Genomic DNA, 24,905 nt, shown 5'->3' on the forward strand with positions numbered 1-24,905 from the left:
AGAAAGGAAGGCGAGGATATGGATCTCATCACTTATGTAACCGACAGAAAGGGTCACGATATGCGTTATGCTATTGACTCTAGAAAGCTGCAAAAGGAATTGGGTTGGGAGCCATCTCTCCAGTTTGAGGAGGGTATCGAGGAGACCGTAAAATGGTATCTCGATAACCAGGAATGGATGGATCATGTTACTTCTGGGGAGTATCAGAAGTATTACGAAAATATGTATAAGGATAGATAACTAATGAGGCAAAGATTCTTGTAAATATCAATGGAAAAGATAAATATTAAGACAACTGACCAGGTTATGGGGGGGCATAAAACACGTCGCTCCAATTTAGAGCTATATCGTATCATAGTGATGCTGCTTATTGTTACGCATCACTATGTAGTGAATAGTGGACTGATGGATGTGATGTCAGAAAATCCTGCTTCTTTTCGTTCCCTTTATCTATATCTTATAGGTATGTGGGGGAAGACTGGAATCAATTGCTTTGTGTTGATTACTGGCTACTTTATGTGTCGTTCCAATATCACTTTGAGAAAGTTCTTGAAACTCTTCCTTGAAGTAATGTTTTATAATATAATGATATGGACGATATTCGTAGCTACAGGGTATGAGAGTTTCTCGATAAAAATGATGTTGAAAGAAATATTACCCATTACAAGTATACACGATGGTTTTACTTCCTGTTTCCTAGTCTTTTATCTTTTTATTCCTTTTTTTAATATACTGGTAGGAAACTTAGATAAAAAGAAGCATCAGTATCTTTTGGCATTATGCCTATTTACTTATACTTTTTTAGCTATGATACCTAAGATACATGTTGTTTTCAATTATGTTACATGGTTCAGTGTCTTATATTTAATATCTTCTTATATACGTCTTTATGGATTGTTTCCTTCAGTAAAAAATATTCAGTGGGGAATGCTAACATTGGTATCTGTAGCATTGTCGATGGTTAGCACTATAGGTTTTATATTTCTGCATCTAAAATATGGAATTAAGTTAATTCCTTATAGATTAGTATCTGATTCCAATGCTATTTTTGCAGTAATAGTTTCGGTATGTTCATTTATGTATTTCAAGGATTTGCCGATTAAGCAGAGTAAATTGATAAATACGATTAGTGCAAGTACATTTGGGGTGCTTTGCATTCATGCCAATAGTGATACAATGCGTCAATGGTTATGGAAAGATGTTGTGGATTGCGTTGGGCAATATTCTAGCGAGCAACTGGTGTTACTTTCTTTCGTTAGCATATTCTGTATTTTTTTCTCATGCATTATCATAGACTATATACGAATTCATACATTAGAAAAATGGACGTTTGTTTTTGTTGACAAACAACTTGTCAAATTCAGTTGAAAATAATTTATGTCAGATAATTTAAAACAGAAAACGGTCAAGGGAGTTTTATGGAGTACTCTTGAAAGATTCTCTGTTCAAGGAGTTCAGTTTATTATCATGATTGTGATGGCACGATTGCTAACACCTCATGATTATGGACTTATTGGAATGCTTGCTATATTCTTGGCGGTAGCACAGTCACTGATAGATAGTGGATTTTCGCAAGCTTTGATTCGCAAACAAAATAGAACAGAAGTTGATAATAGTACGGTCTTTTATTTCAATTTAGTCGTCAGTGGTGCACTTTATGCTATATTCTTTATTACAGCTCCTTTCGTTGCAGAATTCTATAATACTCCTGAACTTTGCTTGGTGATGCGAATAGTCTGCTTGGGTATTATATTCAATTCTCTCGCAGTCGTTCAAAGAGCATTATTGACTATTAATATTGATTTTAAGACTCAGGCCAAGGCTTCTTTCATTTCAGCTATCATATCCGGTGGAGTTGGTATTAGTATGGCATATGCTGGTTTTGGAGTTTGGGCTTTGGTTTGTCAACAGCTCATAAATTTAGGTATGAATACAACTTTGCTTTGGATATTTTCCAAATGGCGACCTATTGGGATATATTCATGGAAATCATTTCATGAACTATTCTCTTTTGGTTCTAAGTTATTAGCATCGGGATTACTGGAAACTTTATATCGTAATATCTATACAATTGTTATAGGAAAGATTTTTTCCGCATCAAGTTTAGGGCATTACACCAGAGCGCAGCAGTTCTCAGAGTTTCCTTCGTCGAATGTTACTGGTATCATTCAACGAGTGACTTATCCTGTGTTGTGCGAAATACAGGATGATGAAGTAAGACTGGCTTCGGTTTATAGGAGGTTCTTGAAGTTGTCTGCTTTTGTTGTTTTCCCTTTGATGATAGGACTTTCTGCAGTCGCAAACCCTTTTATATACATAGCAATTGGTAGTCAATGGATTTTTTGTAGTCAGATATTACAAATCCTTTGTTTTTCGATGATGTGGTATCCTATTCATGCAATTAATTTAAATCTTCTGCAGGTTAGAGGTAGGTCTGATTTGTTCTTACGTTTGGAAATAATCAAAAAGATAACAGGAGTACTTGTGTTAGTATCTACAGCACCATTTGGTTTGATTGTTATGTGTTATGGACAGGTCTTCAACTCTGTTTTATCATTAGTTATTAATACTTATTATACAGGTAAATTAATAAATGTTGGTTTCTTGAAACAAATGAAGGATTTGTTACCCACTATCTTACTCTGTGTGGTAATGTATGTGGGAATTTTAATGGTCAATTGTTTGGTAGCAGGAAATCTGCAGAAGTTGGTTGTAGGAATCTTAATTGGCATAATAATGTATATGTCTTTAGCTTACATCTTTAAATTTAGCGAGTTAAAAGAACTCGTATCTTTAGTTAAACGAAAATAACGTTATAAATCATATTTTTTATGGACAAGAAATTGATAACAGTAACCTCTCCGTTACTGCCTAATTTGGATGATTTTCATGCTGAACTCCAGAAGATCTGGGACAGCAAGTGGATAACAAACAATGGTGATTATCACCATAAGTTGGAGGCTGCTCTTGCAGAGTATCTTAAGGTTCCATACGTGAGTCTCTTTACCAATGGTACCTTACCATTGCTTACTGCATTGCAGGCACTTCGTATTACTGGCGAAGTTATAACTACCCCTTATAGTTTCGTTGCTACTACTCATAGTATTTGGTGGAATGGTTGCAAGCCTGTATTCGTGGACATTGACCCTGCGACAGGTAATCTTGATCCTAACAAGATAGAAGCTGCTATTACTCCTAAAACTACCGCTATCATGCCTGTGCATGTGTATGGTAAGCCATGTGATACCAAAGCAATCCAGAATATTGCCGATAAATATGGTTTGAAGGTTATTTATGATGCTGCTCATGCGTTTGGCGTAGAAGTAAATGGTGAGAGCATCTTGAATGCAGGTGATATGAGTACTTTGAGTTTCCATGCTACTAAGGTGTATAACACCATCGAAGGTGGTGCCATGGTTATGCACGATGAGAAAACCAAGAAGCGTATTGATTACTTGAAGAACTTCGGCTTTGCAGGAGAAACCGAGGTTGTTGGTCCTGGTATCAATAGTAAGATGGATGAGATGCGTAGTGCGTATGGCTTACTTAACTTGAAGCAGGTAGATGCTGCTATTGAGGCTCGTCATCAGGTAGCTATCAAGTATCGTGAGGCTTTGCGCAATGTTGAAGGCATTACCTTCTTCGATGATATGCCTGGTGTTCGTCATAACTATAGCTATTTCCCTATCTTTATTGATGCGTCAAAGTATGGTATGACTCGTGATGAACTTTATGCAAAGATGAAGTCACGGAATGTTTTAGGTCGTCGCTATTTCTATCCATTGATTAGCGAGTTCTCTACTTATCGTGGCTTGGAGAGTGCAGATCCGACTAATTTGCCTAATGCTCATAAGATGGCAAATAGTGTAATCTGCTTGCCTATGCATCATGCTTTGAGTGATGAGGACATTCAGAGAACTTTAGATTGTATCTTAAAATAATATGCAATACTTATCATACCAAGAGGCTAAAGCCTTTTCTACACCTTTTTTCTTGTTAGATGAAAATCATCTTGCAAATCAAGTAGATTTGATACATAAGGCTTTTGAGAAATATTGGGTTAATGGATTGGTTGCTTATTCTGTAAAAACAAATTCGTTACCATATTTAGCAAAAGTCTTGTATAATGAAGGTGTTGCAGCGGAGGTCGTTTCAGAAGATGAGTTTGACTTCATAAATAAGGTAGCTCAATTCGGGGGGGGTAATATTGTATGTAATGGTCCAATAAAACATGAAAGTTGGATTGATAAAATACTAACCCAAAAATGCTATTTAAATATTGATTCAAAAAGAGAATTAGTTCTTGTAGAAAAATATGCAAGACAACATCCTGATGAGATAATTAAAGTTGGATTGCGTGTTAATAATGACATAGAAGATATATTTCCTAATGCATCTACAGCAGGAATAAAAGGTAGTAGATTTGGATTTAGTTATGAAACTGGTGAATTAGGACATGCAATTGAATATTTGCGTAGTCTCAATACTGTTAAGATAACTGGTTTGCATTTACATATTTCAACCAACCTTCGTTCTTTGGCTGTTTATCAATATATAGTTAGCAAGTTTGATGAGATTGTAAAGCGATATTCTCTTTCTGATATAGAATATTTAGATGCAGGTGGTGGTTTCTATGGTGAGGTTCCAAATAAACCACAGTGGGCTGATTATATTTCAACCATCTCTAAAGAACTTTCGGATAGAGGTTATATGCCAGAAAGTCTTAAACTTATTATAGAACCAGGTGTCAGCCTTTTGGCAGGCTGCTTTAGTTACTATACACGAGTAGAAGATGTCAAGGATACAGCCCGTTCCCATTTTGTCGTTTTAGATGGAAGTCGAAATCATATAGACCCATTAATGCATAAAACTATAAATAGTTATTTTTATTCAATAGAGCAACAGAATAAAACTCCAATATTTAATCGTCCGCAAATTTTAGTAGGATATACATGTTTAGAGTATGATTCTTTTTTTGAATTAGCACAAGAGAGACAGCTAGAGGTTGGTGATATGGTACGCTTTGACAAAGTTGGTGCTTATACCTTGACATTCTCACCTCTTTTTATCTCTTGGTTTCCTACAGTTTACTCAATAAATAATGGAAAAATCAGCATAGTTCGCGATAGATGGACTGCTGATGAATTCCTGCAAAAATCTAAGTTTTAATATGAATATTTTATTAACTGCAATAGGCTCAATGTCTGCTTTATGTGCAATTAATAATTTGCACAAAGCAGGTCATAAAGTTATAGGATGTGATATATATCCTAAAGAATGGCATTATGAGGCGTCTCAATGTGATGTCTTTGAACAGGCTCCTTATGCAAATACGGAAGAATATATTCCGTTTCTTCTTAAATTGGCTAAAGAAAATGATGTCAAATACTTGTTCCCTCTTACAGATTTAGAGATTGATGTTATTAATCCTAAACGAGAGTTGTTTGAGCAAGAAGGTATTACTGTTTGCATCTCTTCGAGAGAAACCTTGAAAATAGCTCGTAATAAATATTCCTTGTTCAAGGCTTTCAAGGATGATGAAACAGTTCTGTCTGTGCCAACATATACTTTAGAGGATGATTTAACGAAACTAAAATATCCATGTGTAGCCAAACCACGTGATGGTAGAAGTAGTGAAGGATTGTGTTATTTGCAAAATGAGAATCAGCTTAATGAGATAAAGCATATATCTTCATATATCTTCCAAGAAAAGATAGAAGGAAGTGTATGTACTGTTGATTATGTTAGAGATCCATTAACTGGCTGTTCGTTTTGTGTACCTCGTGAAGAGTTGCTACGTACTAAGAATGGTGCTGGTACTACCGTGAGAATATTCCATAATGCAAAGTTGGAAAGTTTGGTGAAATATATAGGTGAAAAACTGCAAATCAGTGGTGTGGTAAACATGGAATTCATAAACCATGATGATGATTTTTATCTCATAGATATAAATCCACGCTTTTCTGCGGGTATAGCTTTTTCCTGTAAGTCTGGTTATGATTTCATCAATGCACATCTGGCATGCTTTGCAGGATATTCATTACCTTCACCAGTACAATACACAGAATCTATTGAAATTAAATACTTTATAGAAAAATAAAATTATTATGAAAAAGGTCGTTGTATTTGGAGCTACCGGAAATTTGGGAGCTTATATTGCTATTGACTTAAAGAAGCACGGTTATCAAGTTGTGGCTACTGGTCATAGAACGTCTGATAATGGATTCTTTGCTTCTCATGGTATAGAGTATGTATCTGTGGATATCAATGATAAAGAGACATTTAGTAAACTTCCCCAGGAGGATGTTTATGCCGTTGCTCATTTTGCAGGAGAACTTCCTTCGAGATATGATTATCAACCAGATAAGTTGTTGAATTCAATAATATTGGGAACATTGAATGTTTTGGATTATATGGTAAAAGTAAAAGCCCAAAAAATAGTATTCCCTCAGACTCCATTTGATCTCTATAAATACCATAATACAGAGATAGCAATTGAAGCAGATATGCCTAGAGAGTTTCCTTTAACAGGAGACCATTCTATCTATACGATTGCTAAGAATGCAGCTGTAGATTTGATAGAGCACTATGCAGCTACATATGGAATATCTTGGTTTGTGCTTAGATTCTTTACGATTTATGAATATCATCCTAACCCATACCATTATAATCACTATAAGCATCAAAAGATGCCATTTAGAATTTTGATGGATAAGGCGATGCATTCAGAGCCAATAGAAATATGGGGTGACCCAAGTCGTCGTAAGGAGATTGTATATATCAAAGATTTCACCCAGTGTGTTAGAAAGGCTATAGAGAGCGAAGTTGCAGGTGGCATTTATAATGTAGGAGGTAAAGAGCTTGTTTCTTTGGATGAGCAGATAAAGGGTATCGTAGAAGTATTTTCACCAAAAGGGAAACCTTCCGTTATCACTTATCGCCCAGATATGCCTAATGCCTTAGAAGCTCACTTTGATATATCAAAGACAAAAAAGGAGTTAGGTTATGAACCAATATATTCATATATAGAAGCAATGCAGGATTTTTATAATGAGATGAAAACCGAACCATTTGCGAAGCTATGGGGAAAGGGTGAGGATTATGAAAAATGATAATATTTTAGTAAGTGTGGTTTGTGATGTTTATAATCACGAACCATACCTTCGCCAATGCTTTGATGGCTTTGTCATGCAAAAGACCAATTTTAAGTTTGAAGTTTTGGTACATGATGATGCATCTACGGATAAGTCGGCAGAAATAATTATAGAATATACTAATAAATATCCAGATATATTTAAGCCGATTATTCAGAAAGAAAATCAATATTCAAAGGGTGTGGGTATCTGGAAAACTTATCAATTTCCAAGAGTAAAGGGTAAGTATGTCGCATTTTGTGAAGGGGATGACTATTGGATTGATCCATTAAAATTACAGAAACAGGTAACTGCAATAGAAAGTGATTCTAAAAACACTATGGTGTATACTGCTTTTTCAACTGTAGATGAAACAGGAAATAGTATATATCGGTATGATTTACATTATAATATGCGCAAATCTAAAAGTGGAAATATACTTCCTTTTTTATTATTTCGAAATGTTGTAATGACTGTAAGTTGTATGGTTAATAGAAAAGTGTTAGAATCTAAATTATATTTGGATTGCAATAAATCCTTAGATTATAATTTATTTCTTGCAGCATCCTTATTAGGTAATTGTATTTATTTGGATCATAATACTTGTTCTTATAGAAAAGTGGGATATAGTATGACAAACTCTAACAGAAACTTAGTCCAACAACATTTTCTACAAGTATGGGAATATTATGTTGAAATTGTTTTAAATAATTCAAAACAAAGAATAATTGCGGATAAAAATCTTACATTGAATTTTATATTAGCAAAGAGTATTGATTTGTGGCTCAAGGGGTTTGGAACTAAATATGTTAAAGAAGTTATTAGCCATCGACGAATGCTTTGGCATATATTCCCTGCTTGTTTTTTAGAGTTACAATATCTTTTTAGTTATAATATTAAGAAATTGTTTATTCATGAATAATCTTCTGCTTTTAACATTATTTTCATTAGTTTTATGGATTATAGTTTTAAAGAAAACTAGATATGAATTCTTTTCTAGTGCAGCATTTACCTTAGTAACAGTTTGTGTAGGTGTTATATTACTTTATTTTCAATCCTTACTTTGGAATATTTCTATTTCTAATGAAACTACCTATCTTATAGGAGTGGGATTAATCTCTTTATCTGTTGCAGAGGTGTTGTGTTTTAAACAATATTCCCACAAAATATCTGTAAAGAATAATAAAGTTCAATATTATAATATTAAATATTGTAATTACCTGTTGTTATTCTATATTGTCGCAACATATTTATATGCTCATGAAATCAGTAAACTTGGTCAGATGTTGGGGTATAATGATTTAAGTGCTATTGGAGAGGTTAAAGCTAATATGGAAGACTTGAATGCAAAAATGAATCCATTAATAAAGCAAATGTATAAGGTTGTTACTGCTGCCAGTTATATTCACTCCTTAATTTTTGCCAATAATGTTTTTTTAGCAAAGTCGCACTTTAAAAAAGAATGGAGGCATTTAATTCCTTTCCTGTGTACCGTCGTTATAACTTTGGCCAGTGGCGGGCGTTTGAATATATTCAAAGTTATGGTTGGTTTAATATTAGTTTCTTATTTATTTTTAAGAGAAAGTAGTAATTGGAAGAAACTATATATACAAAAGGTATTAAAAATTGGGCTGCCGCTGGGAATAGCCTTTGTTTTTCTATTTAGTGCTGTAAGTTTAATTGTTAAGAATAATGCCTCTCAACGTGATAAAATAGAAACGTTTGAGTATATTTCCTATTATGCAGGAAGCCCTATACAGGTTTTTAATTTGAAGGTTGAAGACGGAAGACATAAATGGGAATACAATAGATTTGGTAACTATACATTTATCGGATTATATGATTTGTTGGGATTTGGTGACGATGCAAAATCCGAGAAAATTGGAAGTGGTATGGTTTATCTTGGAGGTAATTCTAATAAATCGGGAAATGCACAAACTGTATTTGGAAGTGCATATTTAGATTTTGGTCCTTTAGGTATGGCTATATTTATATTTCTTTCATATTTTTTATTTGGCAGATATTATTATAAATATATAGTTTGTTCTTACTCCTCATATACAAGGAATAAACGACTTTTAGTTTATGTTTATTGTTATGTTTCGATTATAGCCTTGGCTTTTTATGATAATTGTTATTGGATCCTATTGTCAAGTACTGGTATATTGACACTTCTTGTATTATTGGTTATGTATTGGTTTTATTTTAAAAAGTTATTGATAAAGAAAAAAAATAATTAATATACGAGAATTTGCAGATAGAATTGTTAAAAGAAATAAGTTAAAATATGAATTCTTTTACTATTATACTTAATGAAGCTAGTACAGATTCCTGGCCTGATATTGTATGGCGTGATGCTCAATCTGTAGGTGCTAATGTCATGTTAGATAGTTGTCTTCCTTTGTTACGTGTTTTTCGAAAACTACGTAAATTTCATTTTTCTAATCTGGCCAATCACAAAATTTGGTTACCTATGAAATGCTTATGGGATAAAACGAATACGCTTCGCCTTGAGGATCTTGATTCTAAGAAGCGTAACTATATCATCTTTCAGACCGGAATCAAATTCTCTGCTCATTATATTGCCAGACTCAAAAAAGAACGCAATGCTTGCATTGTTCTCTATATGCCGGATAATATTAGAACAATGAAAATGGCAAGGAATAAATCTGAGTTTGAGAGATTTTGTAAGCATTATCATGTTGATCAAGTTTATTCCTTTGATTATAAAGATTGCGATGAGTTTGGAGTTAAGTTTTTTGACTTCTATTCTATGTTGCCCATCAAGGAAGTACCCATAAAGCAAAGTAATGATAAGATGAAGGTACTTTATGTGGGAGGATGCAGAAGCATGGAACGTTTGCAAACTCTCCATGCTTTATATGATAAGCTGAGTGGCAAAGCTAGTTGCACATTTTATATTAATGGGGTAGACAAGAAGAATGCTACTAAAGAAGGTATCATTTATAATCACCCATTAAGTTATGCAGAGGTTGTAGAGTTGGTTCAACAAAATGACATTATTGTTGAAATAATCAATGGAATACAAACCGGTAATACGCTGCGGCTCAAAGAGGCTGTTTGTTATAATAAGTGTTTGTTATCAAATAATAAGAATATAATCTCTTCACCTTATTATAATCCTGCCTATATGCAGATGTTTGATAGTGTGGATGAGATTAATATTAATATATTCAGTAAAAATGTAAACTACAACTATCGAGGAGAATTTAGTCCAAAACTACTGATGAATATAATTGTAGAAGAAGATTTAAAACGGAAAAGTGAATAATATTATGAGCAAAATAGGAATATTAACCTATCATTCAGGCTTCAACTATGGGGCTTGTTTGCAGGCGTATGCTTTGCAGACAACTTTGAAGAAGTTTGGGTATGATAGTGAGATTATAAATTTTGAGACAGATGCCTTTGTGTCTAGTAGAGAAATGTTTAGTCGCAAGCCAAGGCGTTTGAAGGAATTTATCAAGAACATCACAAGATTGCCTTATTGGAAATCTTTGCATGAGAGAGAGAGAATGTTTAATAGCTATACGTTCGATGTATTGAAATCTACTCCACGCTATAAAACAGAGGAAGAGGTAAAGCAGCATGCCGAGGACTATGATTGTATCATTTGTGGAAGTGACCAAATTTGGAATCTTACCCATGTGAAGGACGATCCAGCCATCACTCCTTTGTTCTTCTTAAACTTTCCGAAAAAGCAAAGAAGAGTGGCTTTCTCAGCTTCCTTTGCTAGTTTTACGAAGATAGCTCATCTACATGAGGAGGAGTTTATGCCTTGGATCAAGGAGTTTGATTCGATTTCTATTCGAGAGCAAGATGGTTATGAATACTTGAAATCCAAGGGAATTGATTGTGAGTTGACCTTGGATCCAACAATATTGTTGGACAAGGAGGACTATGAGCCGATATGTAAGCCTCGTCTTATAAAGGAAAAATATGTATTGATGTTCGGTTGGAATACCAATTCTGATTTGATAGAGGCGGCAAAGCAAGTTTCAAAGAAGCTAGGTTTGCCTGTATATAATATAGTACCACCACCACGTAAGATGTTTTGTGGTATTCCTAGAAAATTGGATGTAGGTCCTTGCGAATTTCTTAGCATGATAAAAAATGCAGAATTCGTAGTTACCAATTCTTTCCATGGAACGGCTTTCTCTACAACCTTTGAGAAGCCATACGTTTCTATCGTCTCTGGTAAGGCTGATACTCGTATGCATTCTTTGCTTGCTCAGTTGGGACTTTCTGATCATCTTGTCACAAAGGATAATATAGATGTGGATAAGATAATGGCTACCGATTTTACCCCTGTGCGAGATAAGAAAAAGGCTTTGCGCCAAACTTCTTTTGATTACCTTAAAAATGCCTTGAAAGGATTATGATTCATTTTGATTTTGATAAAGATTGCTGCGGATGTACCGCTTGCTCCAATAGTTGCAATCATGGGGCAATAACTATGCTGCCAAACAAGGATGGGTTTCTGATGCCTCATGTTGACGAAAGTAAATGTGTGGATTGTGGACTTTGCGATAAGGCTTGCCCTCATCTCAACACCTCTACTGATCGAAGTCAATTTTCTTTAGAGAGCTTTAAGGATAAAAAGGCTTATCTCTATTTCTCGAAAGATTCTCGTAGAAAAGAGTCTGCCTCTGGTGGCTTTGTCTTCGACCTATATAAAGAGGTATTGAAGAATGGTGGCTTGATATGTGGTTGCGAATGGAATGTTGATTTAGAGGCAGTGCATGTGCTATCTGATTCTTATGATGACTTGCATAAGATGCAGAGTTCCAAGTATGTTCAAAGTAACATGCAGAATTGCTATAGAAAGATACGGTGGGCTTTGAGAGAAGGTAAGCAAGTTGCTTTTTGCGGCACTCCATGCCAGACTGCAGGCTTAAATTCTTATCTTGGAAAGACCGATAGAAGTAATTTAATTTCTGTTTGTGTGATTTGTCATGGCGTTCCATCACCAGGAGTGTGGAATGCATGGAAAACCATTATGGAAAAGAAATATAATGGTAAACTTGTTGATGTGAACATGCGTGATAAGAGTTATAAAGGCTATAAAACCTCTTATGTGAGATATGCTTTTACTTCCCCGCAGGCTAGCGATGGTCGCGTTAGAGACTCACATACCTCGACGAAGCTGAGGAATGTGGGCATGCCCACATTCCTCAGCGACCCCTATGTGTTTTTATTTACAGATGACCTCTATTTACGCCATTCTTGTAATCATTGCCAATATAAAGCAGACCAAAATGGGGCGGATATTATAGTTGGCGATTTCTATCAGTCTGTGCCTCAAGCAGGCAATGATGGATGCTCTTGTCTCTATGCTATGAATGAGAATGGAGATAAGTGGATTCATAGTTTGGATGGAAAATTAATAGATACGAATTACAAGACAATAGGTTGTGTGAATAGTATGCTTTGGAGTTCGGTGAATGAGCATCCTAGAAGACAAGAGTTCTTTGATAAGTATTGTGCTTTGACTAGTCCTACAGCTAATCTTTTTACTGATTTCCTTCCTTTGCGATTTAAGGTAAAGAAAGTAATGAATCAACTAGGAATATTTGCATTTGTAAGGAAATTCGTATTAAGGAAAAAGTAATTGTGTTTGCTATAATGATAGAAGAATAGATTTTTTATGAGATACGCTATTAATGGACGCTTCGTCGTCCGTAAATTGACTGGACAGGAGCGATTTGCAACGGAGTTGCTTCGTGAGTTAGATAAAATTTGTGAGAAAGATGAATTTGTCATGGTTGTACCAGAGTATGCCGAGACATTACCTGATTACAAGAATATTAAGATTGTTAAGTATGGAAAGGTTAAAAGCCATTTCTGGGAGCAGATTAGTCTTTATCGCTATTGTAAAAAATATCATTTGGTAAGTGTGAACTTGACTTCAACTTGCCCTTTATTGGATAGTGGTATTGTTTGTTGTCATGATGCAGCTCCTTATGAGATTCATGAACTCTTAACTCAGAATCTATATGGAAAGTTATCGCAGGTATGGCACATGTGGATGATAGATGCTGTAAAACGCAGCAAATATCCTATAATTACGGTTAGTCATTATTCAAAAGCTAGACTTGCTAAGTTTATGCATGTTCCTGAAGCACGATTCCATGTCATCTCTAATGCTTGGCAACACTATCAGCGGGTTAAAGAAGATGATTTAATCTTTGATAAACTTCCAAAAGGTTATCATCGCGGGGAGTATTTTATGGCCCTGAGTAGTCTTACACCTCAAAAGAATTTTGTTTGGGTTAAAGAGGTAGCAAAGCGTAATCCGAATAAAAAGTTTGTGATTGTCGGTAGAGCTGAGGGATTTACCAAGTTGGGGAGTGAGGAGCTACAAGATAGTAACCTTCATTTTACTGGCTATTTGACCGATGGTGAGATCAAATCGTTGATGAAGGGATGTAGGGCTTTTATTCATCCTGCCGTATATGAAGGTTTTGGTATCCCCCCAATTGAAGCTTTGTCATGCGGCGCGGAACTGATTGTTTCAACAGCTGCTTGTTTGCCAGAAGTATATGGTAACTCTGCTCATTATATAGATCCTCATAATTACGATGTGGATTTGGATGAGTTGCTAAAGGAGCCGATAGCTCCTGCAAGCGAAGTGTTGGATAAGTATTCTTGGGCAAGAGAGGCAGGGAAACTGCTGAAGTTGTTAAGAGAGAATTAAACTTTATAGTATGGAAAAGCATATTAGAATCTTAATGTTACAGTTGGGCATCTATAAGCAATTCCGTATGCTGGTTGTGAAGATGGTGGGGGAAGTGAAAAGATAAAGACATGATGGATACAATTGATATTTCACAAAACATTCAAGACTTCAAGCAGGTGTTTGAAAATGAGAGTAGAATCATTTTCTCTGCTAGGTTTGGAGATGGTAAATCTTACTTTCTGAAAGAGTTCATGAAGAGCTATGAAGATAAGAAGAATGATTACTATTTCATCACTCTCCATCCTGTAAACTACGTGGTTGAGGAGAATCGGGATGTCATTGAGTATATCAAGCGTGATATTCTGTTTCAACTTATAAAGGATAATCGGATCTATGACTTTAAAGAAGGGTATGATAAGATATTTGATGCGGTATGCAATGTTGAGTCTTTGTTTAAGCTGGCAGACTTTGCTGCTTTAGTCATTCCTGTAAAAGGTTTGAAAGAAGGGTATAAGGCTTTGAAGGGGCTTGTTTCTACGATTGATGAAAAGCGTAAAGAACAAGATGTTCTTCATGTAGTAGATAACTACCTCAATGGATTTTATGGGAAGTCGGGTAGTATCAGCGAATGTGATGCTTTTACTTGTTTTTTCCAGAAGTCTTTAGAGCAGATGATGGAAAAAACTGTTCTGATTATAGAAGATTTGGACAGAATAGATTCTGCTCATCTGTTCCGCATCATGAAAGTCTTGTCCTCTCAGGTAGATAATTGATTGAAAAATAATTATGATGAAGTCTATGGAAGAAAAAAGAATACCAAAGCGTTTGCTAATTATCGGTAATGGCTTTGATCTTGATTTAGGTAGAAATACGAGGTATTCAGATTTTGCTAAAAGCGAATTTTGGCCCAAGAACTTGAAAAGCCAGTTGTATAGATACCTAAGCCAAAAATCTCAAATAGAGAAATGGTTTGATTTAGAGGGTGAACTTGCTAATTATGTTCAAAAGATGGGCAATACAGTTTCATCTTATAGAGCGTTGATTCCTGCAACAGCGCAGGAAGATGCTCAAGATTTTAAAATTATAGTTGCCTCAATGATTTCGTACCTACAGTCTGTTCAGAGAAAAAACGTAAAGACTGAGACATTAGCTGCTAAAGTTTTTTCTTTGGCTTGTAAAAACTCTTCATTTAGTAAGATTTACTCTTTTAATTATACTGATTTAAATAGAGTAGCACGACAGTTCCTGTTACCGGAAATGTCTAATATTGAGTATGTGCATGGTTGTTTATCTGATAACTCTGCGATATTGGGAATAAACGATCAGGTTGATACCATAGATGGAGCATACGATTTTATGAGGAAAAGTTTTAATATACATTATTCAAGTCATCCTGTAGGGTTTGATTTAAGAGATGCTGACGAGGTTGTATTCTTCGGGCATTCACTTGGTGACAACGATTATCATTATTTTCAATCGTTCTTTAAACATCAATGTGAAGAAAACTTAGAGAAAAGTGAACGGCGAATAATAACGATTTTTACTTATAATGAGGCTTCTAGAATAGAAATTATGCGTACTCTTCATAAGATGAACTACGGTCGGACTTCTATGTTGTTTCAGAATAATGAATTAAATATATTTTGTACTGATGATGAGGAGCAAAAGATGAGTGATACATTTCTTAATTGGTATCAAAATAGGAAAAATGAAATTCTGCAGATTCAGACGAAAGAGTTCTTTACTGATATTTGATTATTAATATGGTGGTTTGATATTGCATTTGACAAGGTTAAAAATATAACGATTATGGAGCAAAATGATAAAATATTAATCCCGTTTCTTCAGAAAGTTTATAGTGCTTTAAAGCATTTGGATAATTTCTCAGTTTCCAATGATTTCTATGATAACATCTCTGATTTTGATGGTTTCTTTTCTGAGTACAGAAGTTCTACTTTGGTATTACAGACATCATTAGGCGGAAAAAACAATCCTATATATCAGAAAAATCTGAAAGAGTTCTTGTTGAAGGATGAACAACTATCAAAATGGATGAATGATAAGCGTGTAGGCTCGGTTCACAAGCAACCATTCAATCTTCATAAACATTTGCAGGTAGTTGTATATTCAACAAATTCTTCGGAGATAATCTTAGAGAAAGAATATACTATAGAATATGATGAGTCGTTTGAAAAACTTCAAAAAGAATTGATAAGTGAGTTCGAAAAGCAAAATCCTGTTGAAGTTAATTTCTCTCTTGTGTATTTTTTTACAGAAGAGGATAAGAAAGTAGATGCTTTCAATTTATCTATGAAAGCTATCAAGGCAATGATGGCTTTCATGGTTGCGATGTATAAGGATTTAAATATTCAAGATTCAACATGTGCAACATTATTGGAAAAGAATATAGAATTAGCTCACTCAATTGATGGTAAAACCTTTACCTTCATAAGGGATTATTGTTATTTGGTCCAAAAACAACAGTTTATTGGAGGAGAAATACTGGAGTCTAATATTCCGTATAACAAAATGCCAGTAGGGAGAATATACGAGAATTTTGGAATGAAGAGACAGTTATATGATGATTTTGCTTTTTTTGTATCCATGCATTCGCAGATATACTTAAAACAACATCAGCATATAATGCCAACGTTTTTTGTTAAATATGCGGATGATACCATCGCTATAGTTTCTTTTGATGCAACTCTTAGAACTACATTTTATCGCAAGATAAATGAAATTGCGTTGAAAGTTAAAAACGAGGAGATAGAAGCTGTATATTATGTAACCGAGTTTGTGACTTATGGTTCTATATCCAATAAAGAAGAATTTGAGGCGTTGATTCGGTTACCGTATATAGAACGTCGTATGAAGTCTCAAAGTTCGATTCTGACTTTTTATCAAGTCTCCAAGGATGGAGTAAAATGTATATTGGCGAAAAGAGAACAAATAAATGACTTGTTGACTCCGCAGGGCGTAACACAATTTAAAAAAGAATATGATATATCTTATTGTTTTTTCTTGACTCCTTTGTTAACAGCTTTTGCTAATAAAAAGTAATGGTGAGGATTTTTCCTAAAAATGATTTTGTACAAAAAATATATAGTGCATTATGAAGATATTACATATCGGTCAGATGATAGGAGGCTTGGATATTTATATCCGAAACTCTATTATATATAATAAGGTGGAAGGTAATGAGTATGTCATAGCCTGTGGTAAGGATGATAAGCATCAACCAGTCATCAGAAATGGTGTAGCGGTAAAGGAATATCCTATATCATTGTTCCGCTCGCTCAATCCTTTGAATGATTTGAAGGCTTTGCTGGAAGCTGTCAAGATTATAAGGAAGGAGAAGCCGGATGTGATTCATTGCCATAGTGCAAAAGGTGGCATCATTGGAAGAACTGCGGGATGGATTACAGGTGTGAAGACATTTTATACGCCTCATGCTTTTTCTTATCTCTGTACTCCTTCGAAGTTGAAACGATGGGTGTTTATGACTATAGAACGATTGACTCGTTTCAAGACATACGTATTGGCTTGTTCGGAGTCCGAACAGGAAATGGCAATCAAGGAGGTTGGCTATTCTGAAGAGCATGCATTGGTTTGGCATAATGCCGTGCCAGATTCATCTCTTGAAAGGGGAAAAATAGTTGATATATCTGAGCCTTATGCTTGCTATATCGGGCGACCATGCTACCAGAAGAATCCTTTGTTTTTGCTTGATGTCATCAAGAAAGTAAAGGATAGAGGATACAATCTCAAATTTATCTTGCTTGGTGTTGGCTATCATTCTCCAGAATTGGAAGCGATGAAAGCCAAAATGCATGAGTTAGGATTGGAAGATTCCATTCGCTTAGAACCTTGGATTAATCATGCAGACTGTCAGGAGTTTGTACGTAAGTCGATGTTCTATATATCTACTGCTCTTTATGAAGGTTTGCCTTTGGCTATCATTGAAGCTATGGCGAATGGCAAGGCGATTATAGCCAGTGATGTAGTTGGAAATAAGGATTGCGTAAGAAATGGCGAGAATGGTTATCTCCTACCTTTGGATGCAGATGCCTATGCTGACAAGATTATCCAACTCGTAAATGACAAAGAATTGAGAACATCTATGGAGGAGAAATCCAGAGCTTTATTCCTGGAAGAATTCTTCATAGAAAATAGAATTAAATACTTGCAAAATCAATATAATATGGTTTATAATCAGAGATATGGGGGGGGGCACATCTTGTCCTCCTAAAGACTAACATTGATAATGTAATTCAGGTATCTGTCAGTTATGATGCTACCCTTCATCATGAAGAAAGGAGGGTGGCAGCATGAAGATACTTCATATCGCCGAATGTGCAGGTGGCGTAGAGCGTTATCTCCAGATGCTCCTGCCACGATTGGAGAACAAGGGAATAAGGCAGTATTTCATCTGTTCTCTCAATTATGATGAAAGTACATATAGCAAGATGGTTGATGGTGTGAAGCAAATGGATCTTATGCAATCATTTTCACCTTTGAAAGTGATTGCTAAAGTTAGAGCTATTCGCCAGGAAATCAAAAAGGTCAATCCTGATATCATGTATTGTCATAGCAGTTTTGCTGGTGGCTTAGGACGTTTGGCAGCCATCGGCTTGCATTGCAAGGTAGTTTACAATCCTCATGGTTGGGCTTTTAACATCAAGTAATTTTTTATCAGATGAAACTGAAAAGTATAATATATCTGTGTTTGGAGAAAATCTTATCTCCTTGTACAGACAAGATTGTTTGTATCTCTAAGGCAGAAAAGGCTTCGGCAGAGCGTGAACACATTGCTAAGGATGATAAGCTAGCTTTGATTCCGAATGGTATTGATGTGAATTCTGTAAAGAATGCTGTAGTTAAATCTAGAAGTGAACTTGGCATTGCGGAAGATGCTTTTGTGGTAGGTATGATTGGAAGACTTTCTCCACAGAAAGCGCCTGATGTGTTTATCCGTGCAGCCAAGTTGATACATGATGAAATTCCTAACTCTGCTTTCATCATAGTAGGAAGCGGTGAGGAAGAGGAAGAAGTCAATGCTTTTGCCAAGGAGAATGGTTTGGAACTTGTTGTAACTGGTTGGACTGACGAGCCATATAGTTACTTGAAAGTTTTTGATGTAGCGATGCTCTTGTCTAGGTGGGAAGGATTTGGCTTGGCTGTTGTTGAGTATATGGCAGCTGAGAAGAATGTCGTTGCCACAAAGATTGATGCCATCCCTACATTGGTAGATGATGGTGTTGATGGTCTGTTAGTGGAAGTAGATAATCCGCAAGATGCCGCAGATAAGGTTCTCTGGTTATATCGTCATCCGAAGGAAGCTACAGAAATGAAATCCAAGGCTTTGAAAAAAGTAATAGAGAACTATGACATTTCAAGAGTTGTTGATCAACATATTGAAATGTTTGAGGAACTTACTGAAGGAAAGTAGGTTTTATCATCATGATTTGTAATCAATAAAAATATAAATTTAGATGAACGTAATAAAGACAAATATAGATGGCGTACTCATCTTTGAGCCTCGCCTGTTTAGAGATGCTCGTGGCTATTTCATCTAGAGCTTCAGCGAGCGTGAGTTTTAAGAGAAAGTAGAGCCATTGGTGGGCTACAAGGTGGAGTTTTGCCAGGACAATGAGAGCATGAGCAGTTATGGTGTGATGCGTGGCTTGCATTTCCAGAGACCTCCGTTTACACAGAGCAAGCTGGTGAGATGCGTGAAGGGTAGAGTGATAACTTCTATCACCCTGAGGCTGATGGGGGTATCTCTATCTTGGATGAATCGCTTGGGTATCGAATTGCCTATAGGTTCTAGAGGTATGGGGGGACAAAAATCAGCCAGCAGGAAATAACAAAGTTTATGGCAAAAATAATGAGAGACCAAGAAAGAATTTGAATTTCTCAACACCAAAGGAGTGCTTTTACAAAAACATTACGTAATTTTGCACTTGCTTGTTGAATTCGCAGAGAGTGCAAAATAAATTAAATCATAAAACAAATGTAATTTATGTGGTCAGACAATGAAACAACGCAAGATTTGTTAGGCTATCAAGTTCATGCAGACTTGCTCAAAAAGATAATATTGAATGATGCCATGTTGCCTATCTCAATTGGAGTGTTTGGCAATTGGGGCTCTGGAAAAAGCAGTTTGATGTTATTGCTTCAGCAATCATTGCAGGAATGGGAGAAGTCACAACAAAATGAGCAGCATAGTATCATACTCCAAGTTTATTTCAACAGTTGGCAGTTTGAGAGTTATGACTCCACCAAGCTGACAATGATAGAAAGTATATTGGAAGCACTTGACAAAGACATTAACACACGGAAAGATGTATTTGAGCGAGCAGACGATTTACTTGCAAGAATAAACTTTCTGAAAGTTGGTGTCTTCATTCTTAAAAAAGCATATGACAACCTGACTCCTGATTGGATGAAGAAATGGCTACCTAAAAAGGATGACATAGATAAGATAACGGGAAAGGATAAATATAACAACCTACTTGAAGACGTAACCAAAGGTAATACTTCAAAATTCATTGCCACTTTCAGAGAACTTTTCGAGGATTTGGTTAATGACATGGGATATAAAGCCGTTATTGTCTATGTTGATGATTTAGATAGATGTGATCCTAAAAGAATTATCGGATGTTTGGAGGCTGTCAAGTTGTTCGTAAATGTAAAGAAAACAGCTTTCGTGATTGGTGCGGATGAACGTATCATTGAATATGCCATAAGTCAGCATTATCCAATTCAGATGAAGAAAGAGGATATATCCAGTCCATTTTCTGACTATTTGGAGAAACTTATTCAATTGCCATATAAACTGCCACGTTTGTCGGACAATGAGCAAGAAACCTATATCACGCTTCTTTTATGCAAAAATCATTTGAGTGAGATACATTTCAACGAAATCCATCAGAAATATTTGGAATTCAGAAAAACAGACAAGCATTCCAAGTACAATATAGATGACATCAAGGCAAATATTCAAAATGTAGATTTTTATGCGGTAGAATATCGTTTGCCGATAGTTCCGATTATTAAACAATTCTTGAATGGAAATCCACGACAACTAAAGCGTTTCCTAAACACATTGTATGTACGTCAGGAGTTAGCGGAAGTAGCAGGCTTCAGAGATATTCGTCCTGATGTGTTAACCAAACTTATGGTTTTGGAGTACAATTCCCTCTACAATTCTCGTTTTGAAGAGCTTTATAGACTGCAGAAGACAAATGAAGGAGTTCTACCATTAGGAAATGTCGAGCAAGAGGCAAAAACTGAAAATGGCATTCAAGACCCACAATGGAAAGACAACTGGTCTTCAGACTATCTGAAACAATGGTTAAGTTCAGATCCGTCTTTAAAGAATATAAATCTACAAGATTATTTTTGGGTGGCACGTGATGCCTTGAAGAATGAAAAGCCAATAGCTTCTTTAATTACAAATAAAGTCATGTTGCTATTCCAAAGATTGTGTTCTATACAAACAAATCGGGTAATGAAACGAGAGTTGCCTGATATAATTAATGCTTGTGATGATACTGAAAAAGCAATGATAATTCGTTTAATAAATGAGAAACTTAAACAAGAACCAAAATCCGAGACTTGTTGGACAATTCTTAATGCCGATGAAGAAAATCTATTGATGAACAATGATATAGATAGATTAAGGTTGTTATTCCATAATATGAAGGCAGAAGATATAGATGCTAAAGCTGATATTTTCTTTGTAAGAATGCTATCATTGAACGATGATATACGTGCTTATATAGAATCATTGCCGAAGGGAAATTCTTTAACAAAAGCTATAGAACGAAAAATGAGGAAACAATAATCATGGGTACATCACAATCACATAATTTAAAATCCTCCCCTAATTGGTCTGCCACCAAACGCGCAATGACGAGCATTGCAAAAGGTGCAGAGAACAAAGCTGCGACAAACGCAAAGTTTATAGGAAACTTTGGTTCTGCCCTTGGTAATGGGTTGTATAGGGGCGGTGGAAATGGCAGACACGGTGGTAATAGAGGTAGTTCGTTTGGACGTGCCGGTGGTCGAGCTGTAAGAGGGTTAACCACTGTTTTAAACAATGCCAAGCAATACGGACTAATAGCAAGTTTAGGTGTTGAAAATCTTCCTGAAGATCAGAAGCCCAAGACTCCACAGGAATTTAAGGAATTACTTCTGAATGAAATCATTGGAGACAATGATTCCACAATGGATGATGCTGCAGCAACTTATGCCATGGATAAAGTGCTGAATGATATTTTGTCAGATTGCAAAGATGGACAAGAGATAGAAGATAGGCTTCAAAACGCAAGCGAAGATGATATTTGTGAATGGATTATAACCTTTGAAGTGGAGTATATATTGGAATACTCTGCGGAATTGTTTCAAAGTCACATATTTGATAAAGGAAGCAATCCTGAGGATATAAAGAGAGAGATCAGGGGATGGTTGCATAACGAATTGGACGAGAAGTTGAGCAAAGAAATGACCCAAATCGACTTCAATAGCCAAGACGGAAAAGACTATCTTGATTCATTAACATCCGATATTTTAGATATATGGAAACAAGAATAAACATCAATTATACTCCGTCAGGAACAAGTGAAGTATTTGGAACTTTTACTATTTCTTTCCAAGGAATTGACGGACAAATTCGCTCAGTCGATACAAAATTCAATCCCAAACAACTATGGGAGTTCTCGCGGGACACAACATCTGTAGCTTTTGACTTTCTTGTATTAGCCTTGATAGTATATAATGTGGATAGAGCAGTCCATCGTTTGTTATATTCAGACGATGGATGGAAGCGAGATTTAGTATTGTTGGATGTACCTGTTATCAATCTTGCCATGATGAATCATGGACGCGAGGCTTTTAATAGAGCCATAAGCTTTCTTACTGGAGACAATTGGAACATACATTTCGTTCAAGCAAATCCTTATGATTATCGTCCGACAAAAAATATTAGAGATTACGACCCACAAGAGTTTGAAAAAGTTGCTTTATTCTCTGGCGGTTTAGACTCATTAATCGGTTTTATTGATGAAACAAATACGTTGTCTGTCAATAAAAAGATACTGCTTGTTTCTCATATGGAATTGGGTAAAGAACATTGCGACCAAAAAAGTATTTTAGGATATTGCAGAGAAAACAACATTTTCCAAAACAAATTTGAGCAAGTACTTCTAAATGCAGGTTTAAAGCCTAAGTCATGGAATGTAAAGGGAACTCCATCAGAAAGCACATTTCGTTCAAGGTCATTGTTGTTTTTTGCCGCTGGAATATACGTAGCCCATAAAATGTCACCAAACACCCCACTAATAGTACCCGAAAATGGAACAATATCAATAAATATACCTTTGGATAGCGGGCGTAGAAGTGCTTGTAGTACAAGGACTACTCATCCCACATTCATAAAACGAATACAAGAAGCACTTCAATTGGTCGGTATCAACAATACTTTTTACAATCCATACAGATTGAAATCAAAAGCAGACATGATGAAAGACTGTGATAATGATGTGAATAAGAGTGTAATTTTAAGACAATTATACTCAAAATCTTGTTCTTGTGCAAAAAGAGGGCATAATAGTCATTGGGATAAACCAGGTGACGTTATACGCAATAAAAAAATCACTCATTGCGGAATGTGTCTGCCATGCTTGTATAGAAGAGTTTCTTTAGATATTATAGGATTAGATTCAGCAGAATATGTTGGAACCGATGTCATGCATGGAACCAAGTACAATTTGAATATTCATAAACAGAAAAGAAACCATGATTTCAATGCCTTATTGTATTTTATAAAGAATCGAATGGATGCAAATATCATCCGAAGAGAACTCTTTATGAATGGAATACGTAGCAAGCAGGAGCTCGATGATTATGTATCGTTAGCGTTACATTCATATCAGCAAGTAAAAGATTGGATTGCAAGAAAAGGAACTCCCGAAATCAAAGGTAAAGCAGGAATCGTATGACAATAGATACACATTGCCATTATGATATGATGGAAAATCCTACAGATTATATCAGTAAGGCTGAAAGCCACGGTGATATAATTATAGGAATGACAAATCTGCCTAGTCATTACAGAATGGGAAAAGCACATGTTGTGGGATATAAACACATACGTTTATCACTAGGTTTCCACCCACAGTTGGCTGCCACATCACAGCATGAATTGCTTATGTTTGACAGTCTCGTTAATTTCACTTCATACATAGGAGAAATAGGGTTGGATTTTTCTTCTGCATATTCAAACTCAAAAGACATTCAAATAAAAAGTTTGAGACATATCCTTTCTAAAATATCTGGTGATACCCATAAACTTGTAAGTGTACACTCTCGAAAAGCAGAGAAAGAGTTACTTGCTTTACTTTTAGAATACAGGATACCAAACGTTATTTTTCATTGGTATTCAGGAAGCATATCGTTGATAACAAATATCGTCTCAGCTGGATATTATTTCTCTGTAAACGAAGCCATGACGAAATCGGCTAATGGAAGGAAAATATTATCAACAATACCTAAAGAAAGAATTCTTACAGAGAGTGATGCGCCTTACAATAAACATTATAACATCAGAAATACATTAGAATATCTTAATATGTCGGAATATGAAATATATCAAAATTTCAGATGTTTGATAAATAGAATGAAATATTGATTATGACACAGCCAATGTTGAAGAATGACTATGGCAAATATCTCCTTTCAATCCTTGAAGAGAAAGATCAAACATTAAAAAAGAATTTAGAATATTAATTTTTTTGAACACGAATCTTACGAATAACACGAATATAGAGGTTATAGTTTCTCCAGAATGATTCGTGTAATTTGTGTTCGAATATATACATTGATTAGGATGAAGAATATTGTAATAACGGGCGGTGCTGGTTTCATCGGCTCACACGTAGTAAGACTTTTCGTGAACAAATATCCTGAGTATCACATCATCAACCTCGACAAGTTGACTTACGCAGGTAATCTGGCTAACCTCAAGGACATCGAGGATAAGCCTAACTATACTTTCGTAAAGGGTGATA

24 protein-coding genes and 1 pseudogene are annotated in these 24,905 nt (G+C 35.5%); all 25 read left to right on the forward strand.

All coding sequences use genetic code 11. The features are described 5' to 3' along the window. A partial coding sequence (locus DWV53_RS12700; protein ID WP_181992496.1) for a GDP-mannose 4,6-dehydratase occupies window positions 1–240 on the forward strand: 240 nt, incomplete at its 5' end. Window positions 241–270: 30 nt separating this feature from the next. Further along, the gene (locus tag DWV53_RS12705) at window positions 271–1,368 is read left to right on the forward strand and encodes an acyltransferase family protein (protein ID WP_220432009.1); all 1,098 of its coding nucleotides are present in this window, start codon (window positions 271–273) and stop codon (window positions 1,366–1,368) included. 9 nt (window positions 1,369–1,377) lie between these two features. Next, complete coding sequence (locus DWV53_RS12710; RefSeq protein WP_118154546.1) at window positions 1,378–2,811, forward strand: lipopolysaccharide biosynthesis protein; 1,434 nt, start codon at window positions 1,378–1,380, stop codon at window positions 2,809–2,811. A 20-nt stretch (window positions 2,812–2,831) separates the two neighbouring features. Then, on the forward strand, window positions 2,832–3,941 hold the full coding sequence (locus DWV53_RS12715; protein ID WP_118154549.1) for a DegT/DnrJ/EryC1/StrS family aminotransferase: 1,110 nt from the start codon (window positions 2,832–2,834) through the stop codon (window positions 3,939–3,941). A 1-nt stretch (window position 3,942) separates the two neighbouring features. Beyond that, entirely contained in the window at window positions 3,943–5,169 is a 1,227-nt protein-coding gene (locus DWV53_RS12720; RefSeq protein ID WP_118154552.1) for a pyridoxal-dependent decarboxylase, read from the forward strand. 1 nt (window position 5,170) lies between these two features. Next, window positions 5,171–6,100 carry an ATP-grasp domain-containing protein gene (locus tag DWV53_RS12725; RefSeq protein WP_181992497.1) on the forward strand — a complete coding sequence of 310 codons (930 nt, stop codon included), beginning with the start codon at window positions 5,171–5,173 and terminating at the stop codon, window positions 6,098–6,100. A gap of 7 nt (window positions 6,101–6,107) precedes the next feature. Then, the gene (locus DWV53_RS12730) at window positions 6,108–7,112 is read left to right on the forward strand and encodes an NAD-dependent epimerase/dehydratase family protein (protein ID WP_118154558.1); all 1,005 of its coding nucleotides are present in this window, start codon (window positions 6,108–6,110) and stop codon (window positions 7,110–7,112) included. Beyond that, window positions 7,102–8,055, forward strand: coding sequence for a glycosyltransferase (locus DWV53_RS12735; protein ID WP_118154561.1), 954 nt, complete (start codon window positions 7,102–7,104; stop codon window positions 8,053–8,055). Before DWV53_RS12730 ends, DWV53_RS12735 begins: the two co-directional genes overlap by 11 nt. Continuing rightward, window positions 8,048–9,373, forward strand: a complete 1,326-nt coding sequence (locus DWV53_RS12740; RefSeq protein ID WP_118154564.1) for an O-antigen polymerase — start codon at window positions 8,048–8,050, stop codon at window positions 9,371–9,373. Before DWV53_RS12735 ends, DWV53_RS12740 begins: the two co-directional genes overlap by 8 nt. A gap of 47 nt (window positions 9,374–9,420) precedes the next feature. Continuing rightward, on the forward strand, window positions 9,421–10,425 hold the full coding sequence (locus DWV53_RS12745; RefSeq protein ID WP_118154567.1) for a hypothetical protein: 1,005 nt from the start codon (window positions 9,421–9,423) through the stop codon (window positions 10,423–10,425). Window positions 10,426–10,429: 4 nt separating this feature from the next. Next, entirely contained in the window at window positions 10,430–11,536 is a 1,107-nt protein-coding gene (locus tag DWV53_RS12750) for a polysaccharide pyruvyl transferase family protein (RefSeq protein ID WP_118154570.1), read from the forward strand. Continuing rightward, the gene (locus DWV53_RS12755) at window positions 11,533–12,765 is read left to right on the forward strand and encodes a Coenzyme F420 hydrogenase/dehydrogenase, beta subunit C-terminal domain (RefSeq protein WP_118154573.1); all 1,233 of its coding nucleotides are present in this window, start codon (window positions 11,533–11,535) and stop codon (window positions 12,763–12,765) included. The genes DWV53_RS12750 and DWV53_RS12755 overlap by 4 nt, the downstream gene beginning before the upstream one ends. Window positions 12,766–12,801: 36 nt before the next feature. After that, entirely contained in the window at window positions 12,802–13,851 is a 1,050-nt protein-coding gene (locus DWV53_RS12760) for a glycosyltransferase family 4 protein (RefSeq protein ID WP_118154576.1), read from the forward strand. 110 nt (window positions 13,852–13,961) lie between these two features. Then, on the forward strand, window positions 13,962–14,606 hold the full coding sequence (locus DWV53_RS12765) for a hypothetical protein (protein ID WP_118154579.1): 645 nt from the start codon (window positions 13,962–13,964) through the stop codon (window positions 14,604–14,606). Between the two features lie 25 nt (window positions 14,607–14,631). Beyond that, window positions 14,632–15,588 carry an AbiH family protein gene (locus tag DWV53_RS12770; protein WP_220432010.1) on the forward strand — a complete coding sequence of 319 codons (957 nt, stop codon included), beginning with the start codon at window positions 14,632–14,634 and terminating at the stop codon, window positions 15,586–15,588. 54 nt (window positions 15,589–15,642) lie between these two features. Next, entirely contained in the window at window positions 15,643–16,893 is a 1,251-nt protein-coding gene (locus DWV53_RS12775; RefSeq protein WP_118154584.1) for a hypothetical protein, read from the forward strand. A gap of 52 nt (window positions 16,894–16,945) precedes the next feature. Continuing rightward, window positions 16,946–18,082 (forward strand): glycosyltransferase family 4 protein, encoded by a 1,137-nt coding sequence (locus tag DWV53_RS12780; RefSeq protein ID WP_118154587.1) that lies wholly within the window; start codon window positions 16,946–16,948, stop codon window positions 18,080–18,082. A 79-nt stretch (window positions 18,083–18,161) separates the two neighbouring features. Further along, window positions 18,162–18,518: a glycosyltransferase gene (locus DWV53_RS12785; protein ID WP_118154590.1), complete on the forward strand. Its 357-nt coding sequence runs from the start codon at window positions 18,162–18,164 to the stop codon at window positions 18,516–18,518. Window positions 18,519–18,559: 41 nt separating this feature from the next. Then, on the forward strand, window positions 18,560–19,282 hold the full coding sequence (locus DWV53_RS12790; RefSeq protein WP_181992498.1) for a glycosyltransferase family 4 protein: 723 nt from the start codon (window positions 18,560–18,562) through the stop codon (window positions 19,280–19,282). Window positions 19,283–19,325: 43 nt separating this feature from the next. Beyond that, window positions 19,326–19,583 (forward strand): annotated as a pseudogene (locus tag DWV53_RS12795) (dTDP-4-dehydrorhamnose 3,5-epimerase family protein); the annotation flags it as partial. A 272-nt stretch (window positions 19,584–19,855) separates the two neighbouring features. After that, entirely contained in the window at window positions 19,856–21,682 is a 1,827-nt protein-coding gene (locus tag DWV53_RS12800) for a KAP family P-loop NTPase fold protein (protein ID WP_118154596.1), read from the forward strand. A gap of 2 nt (window positions 21,683–21,684) precedes the next feature. Then, window positions 21,685–22,431, forward strand: coding sequence for a hypothetical protein (locus DWV53_RS12805; protein WP_118154599.1), 747 nt, complete (start codon window positions 21,685–21,687; stop codon window positions 22,429–22,431). Continuing rightward, a complete protein-coding gene (gene qatC / locus DWV53_RS12810) occupies window positions 22,416–23,837 on the forward strand; it encodes a Qat anti-phage system QueC-like protein QatC (protein WP_006848592.1) in 1,422 nt (473 codons plus the stop codon). The genes DWV53_RS12805 and qatC overlap by 16 nt, the downstream gene beginning before the upstream one ends. Further along, the gene (locus tag DWV53_RS12815) at window positions 23,834–24,526 is read left to right on the forward strand and encodes a TatD family hydrolase (RefSeq protein WP_118154602.1); all 693 of its coding nucleotides are present in this window, start codon (window positions 23,834–23,836) and stop codon (window positions 24,524–24,526) included. The genes qatC and DWV53_RS12815 overlap by 4 nt, the downstream gene beginning before the upstream one ends. Window positions 24,527–24,724: 198 nt before the next feature. Further along, a partial coding sequence (locus DWV53_RS12820) for a GDP-mannose 4,6-dehydratase (RefSeq protein WP_118154605.1) occupies window positions 24,725–24,905 on the forward strand: 181 nt, incomplete at its 3' end.

The organism is Segatella copri (assembly GCF_003465495.1).
Lineage (GTDB): Bacteria > Bacteroidota > Bacteroidia > Bacteroidales > Bacteroidaceae > Prevotella > Prevotella copri_G.

Coding starts and splice junctions, on each gene's coding strand:
- DWV53_RS12705 (WP_220432009.1), top strand. CDS start 271: ATGGAAAAGATAAATATTAAGACAACTGACCAGGTTATGGGGGGGCAT.
- DWV53_RS12710 (WP_118154546.1), top strand. CDS start 1,378: ATGTCAGATAATTTAAAACAGAAAACGGTCAAGGGAGTTTTATGGAGT.
- DWV53_RS12715 (WP_118154549.1), top strand. CDS start 2,832: ATGGACAAGAAATTGATAACAGTAACCTCTCCGTTACTGCCTAATTTG.
- DWV53_RS12720 (WP_118154552.1), top strand. CDS start 3,943: ATGCAATACTTATCATACCAAGAGGCTAAAGCCTTTTCTACACCTTTT.
- DWV53_RS12725 (WP_181992497.1), top strand. CDS start 5,171: ATGAATATTTTATTAACTGCAATAGGCTCAATGTCTGCTTTATGTGCA.
- DWV53_RS12730 (WP_118154558.1), top strand. CDS start 6,108: ATGAAAAAGGTCGTTGTATTTGGAGCTACCGGAAATTTGGGAGCTTAT.
- DWV53_RS12735 (WP_118154561.1), top strand. CDS start 7,102: ATGAAAAATGATAATATTTTAGTAAGTGTGGTTTGTGATGTTTATAAT.
- DWV53_RS12740 (WP_118154564.1), top strand. CDS start 8,048: ATGAATAATCTTCTGCTTTTAACATTATTTTCATTAGTTTTATGGATT.
- DWV53_RS12745 (WP_118154567.1), top strand. CDS start 9,421: ATGAATTCTTTTACTATTATACTTAATGAAGCTAGTACAGATTCCTGG.
- DWV53_RS12750 (WP_118154570.1), top strand. CDS start 10,430: ATGAGCAAAATAGGAATATTAACCTATCATTCAGGCTTCAACTATGGG.
- DWV53_RS12755 (WP_118154573.1), top strand. CDS start 11,533: ATGATTCATTTTGATTTTGATAAAGATTGCTGCGGATGTACCGCTTGC.
- DWV53_RS12760 (WP_118154576.1), top strand. CDS start 12,802: ATGAGATACGCTATTAATGGACGCTTCGTCGTCCGTAAATTGACTGGA.
- DWV53_RS12765 (WP_118154579.1), top strand. CDS start 13,962: ATGATGGATACAATTGATATTTCACAAAACATTCAAGACTTCAAGCAG.
- DWV53_RS12770 (WP_220432010.1), top strand. CDS start 14,632: ATGGAAGAAAAAAGAATACCAAAGCGTTTGCTAATTATCGGTAATGGC.
- DWV53_RS12775 (WP_118154584.1), top strand. CDS start 15,643: ATGGAGCAAAATGATAAAATATTAATCCCGTTTCTTCAGAAAGTTTAT.
- DWV53_RS12780 (WP_118154587.1), top strand. CDS start 16,946: ATGAAGATATTACATATCGGTCAGATGATAGGAGGCTTGGATATTTAT.
- DWV53_RS12785 (WP_118154590.1), top strand. CDS start 18,162: ATGAAGATACTTCATATCGCCGAATGTGCAGGTGGCGTAGAGCGTTAT.
- DWV53_RS12800 (WP_118154596.1), top strand. CDS start 19,856: ATGTGGTCAGACAATGAAACAACGCAAGATTTGTTAGGCTATCAAGTT.
- DWV53_RS12805 (WP_118154599.1), top strand. CDS start 21,685: ATGGGTACATCACAATCACATAATTTAAAATCCTCCCCTAATTGGTCT.
- qatC (WP_006848592.1), top strand. CDS start 22,416: ATGGAAACAAGAATAAACATCAATTATACTCCGTCAGGAACAAGTGAA.
- DWV53_RS12815 (WP_118154602.1), top strand. CDS start 23,834: ATGACAATAGATACACATTGCCATTATGATATGATGGAAAATCCTACA.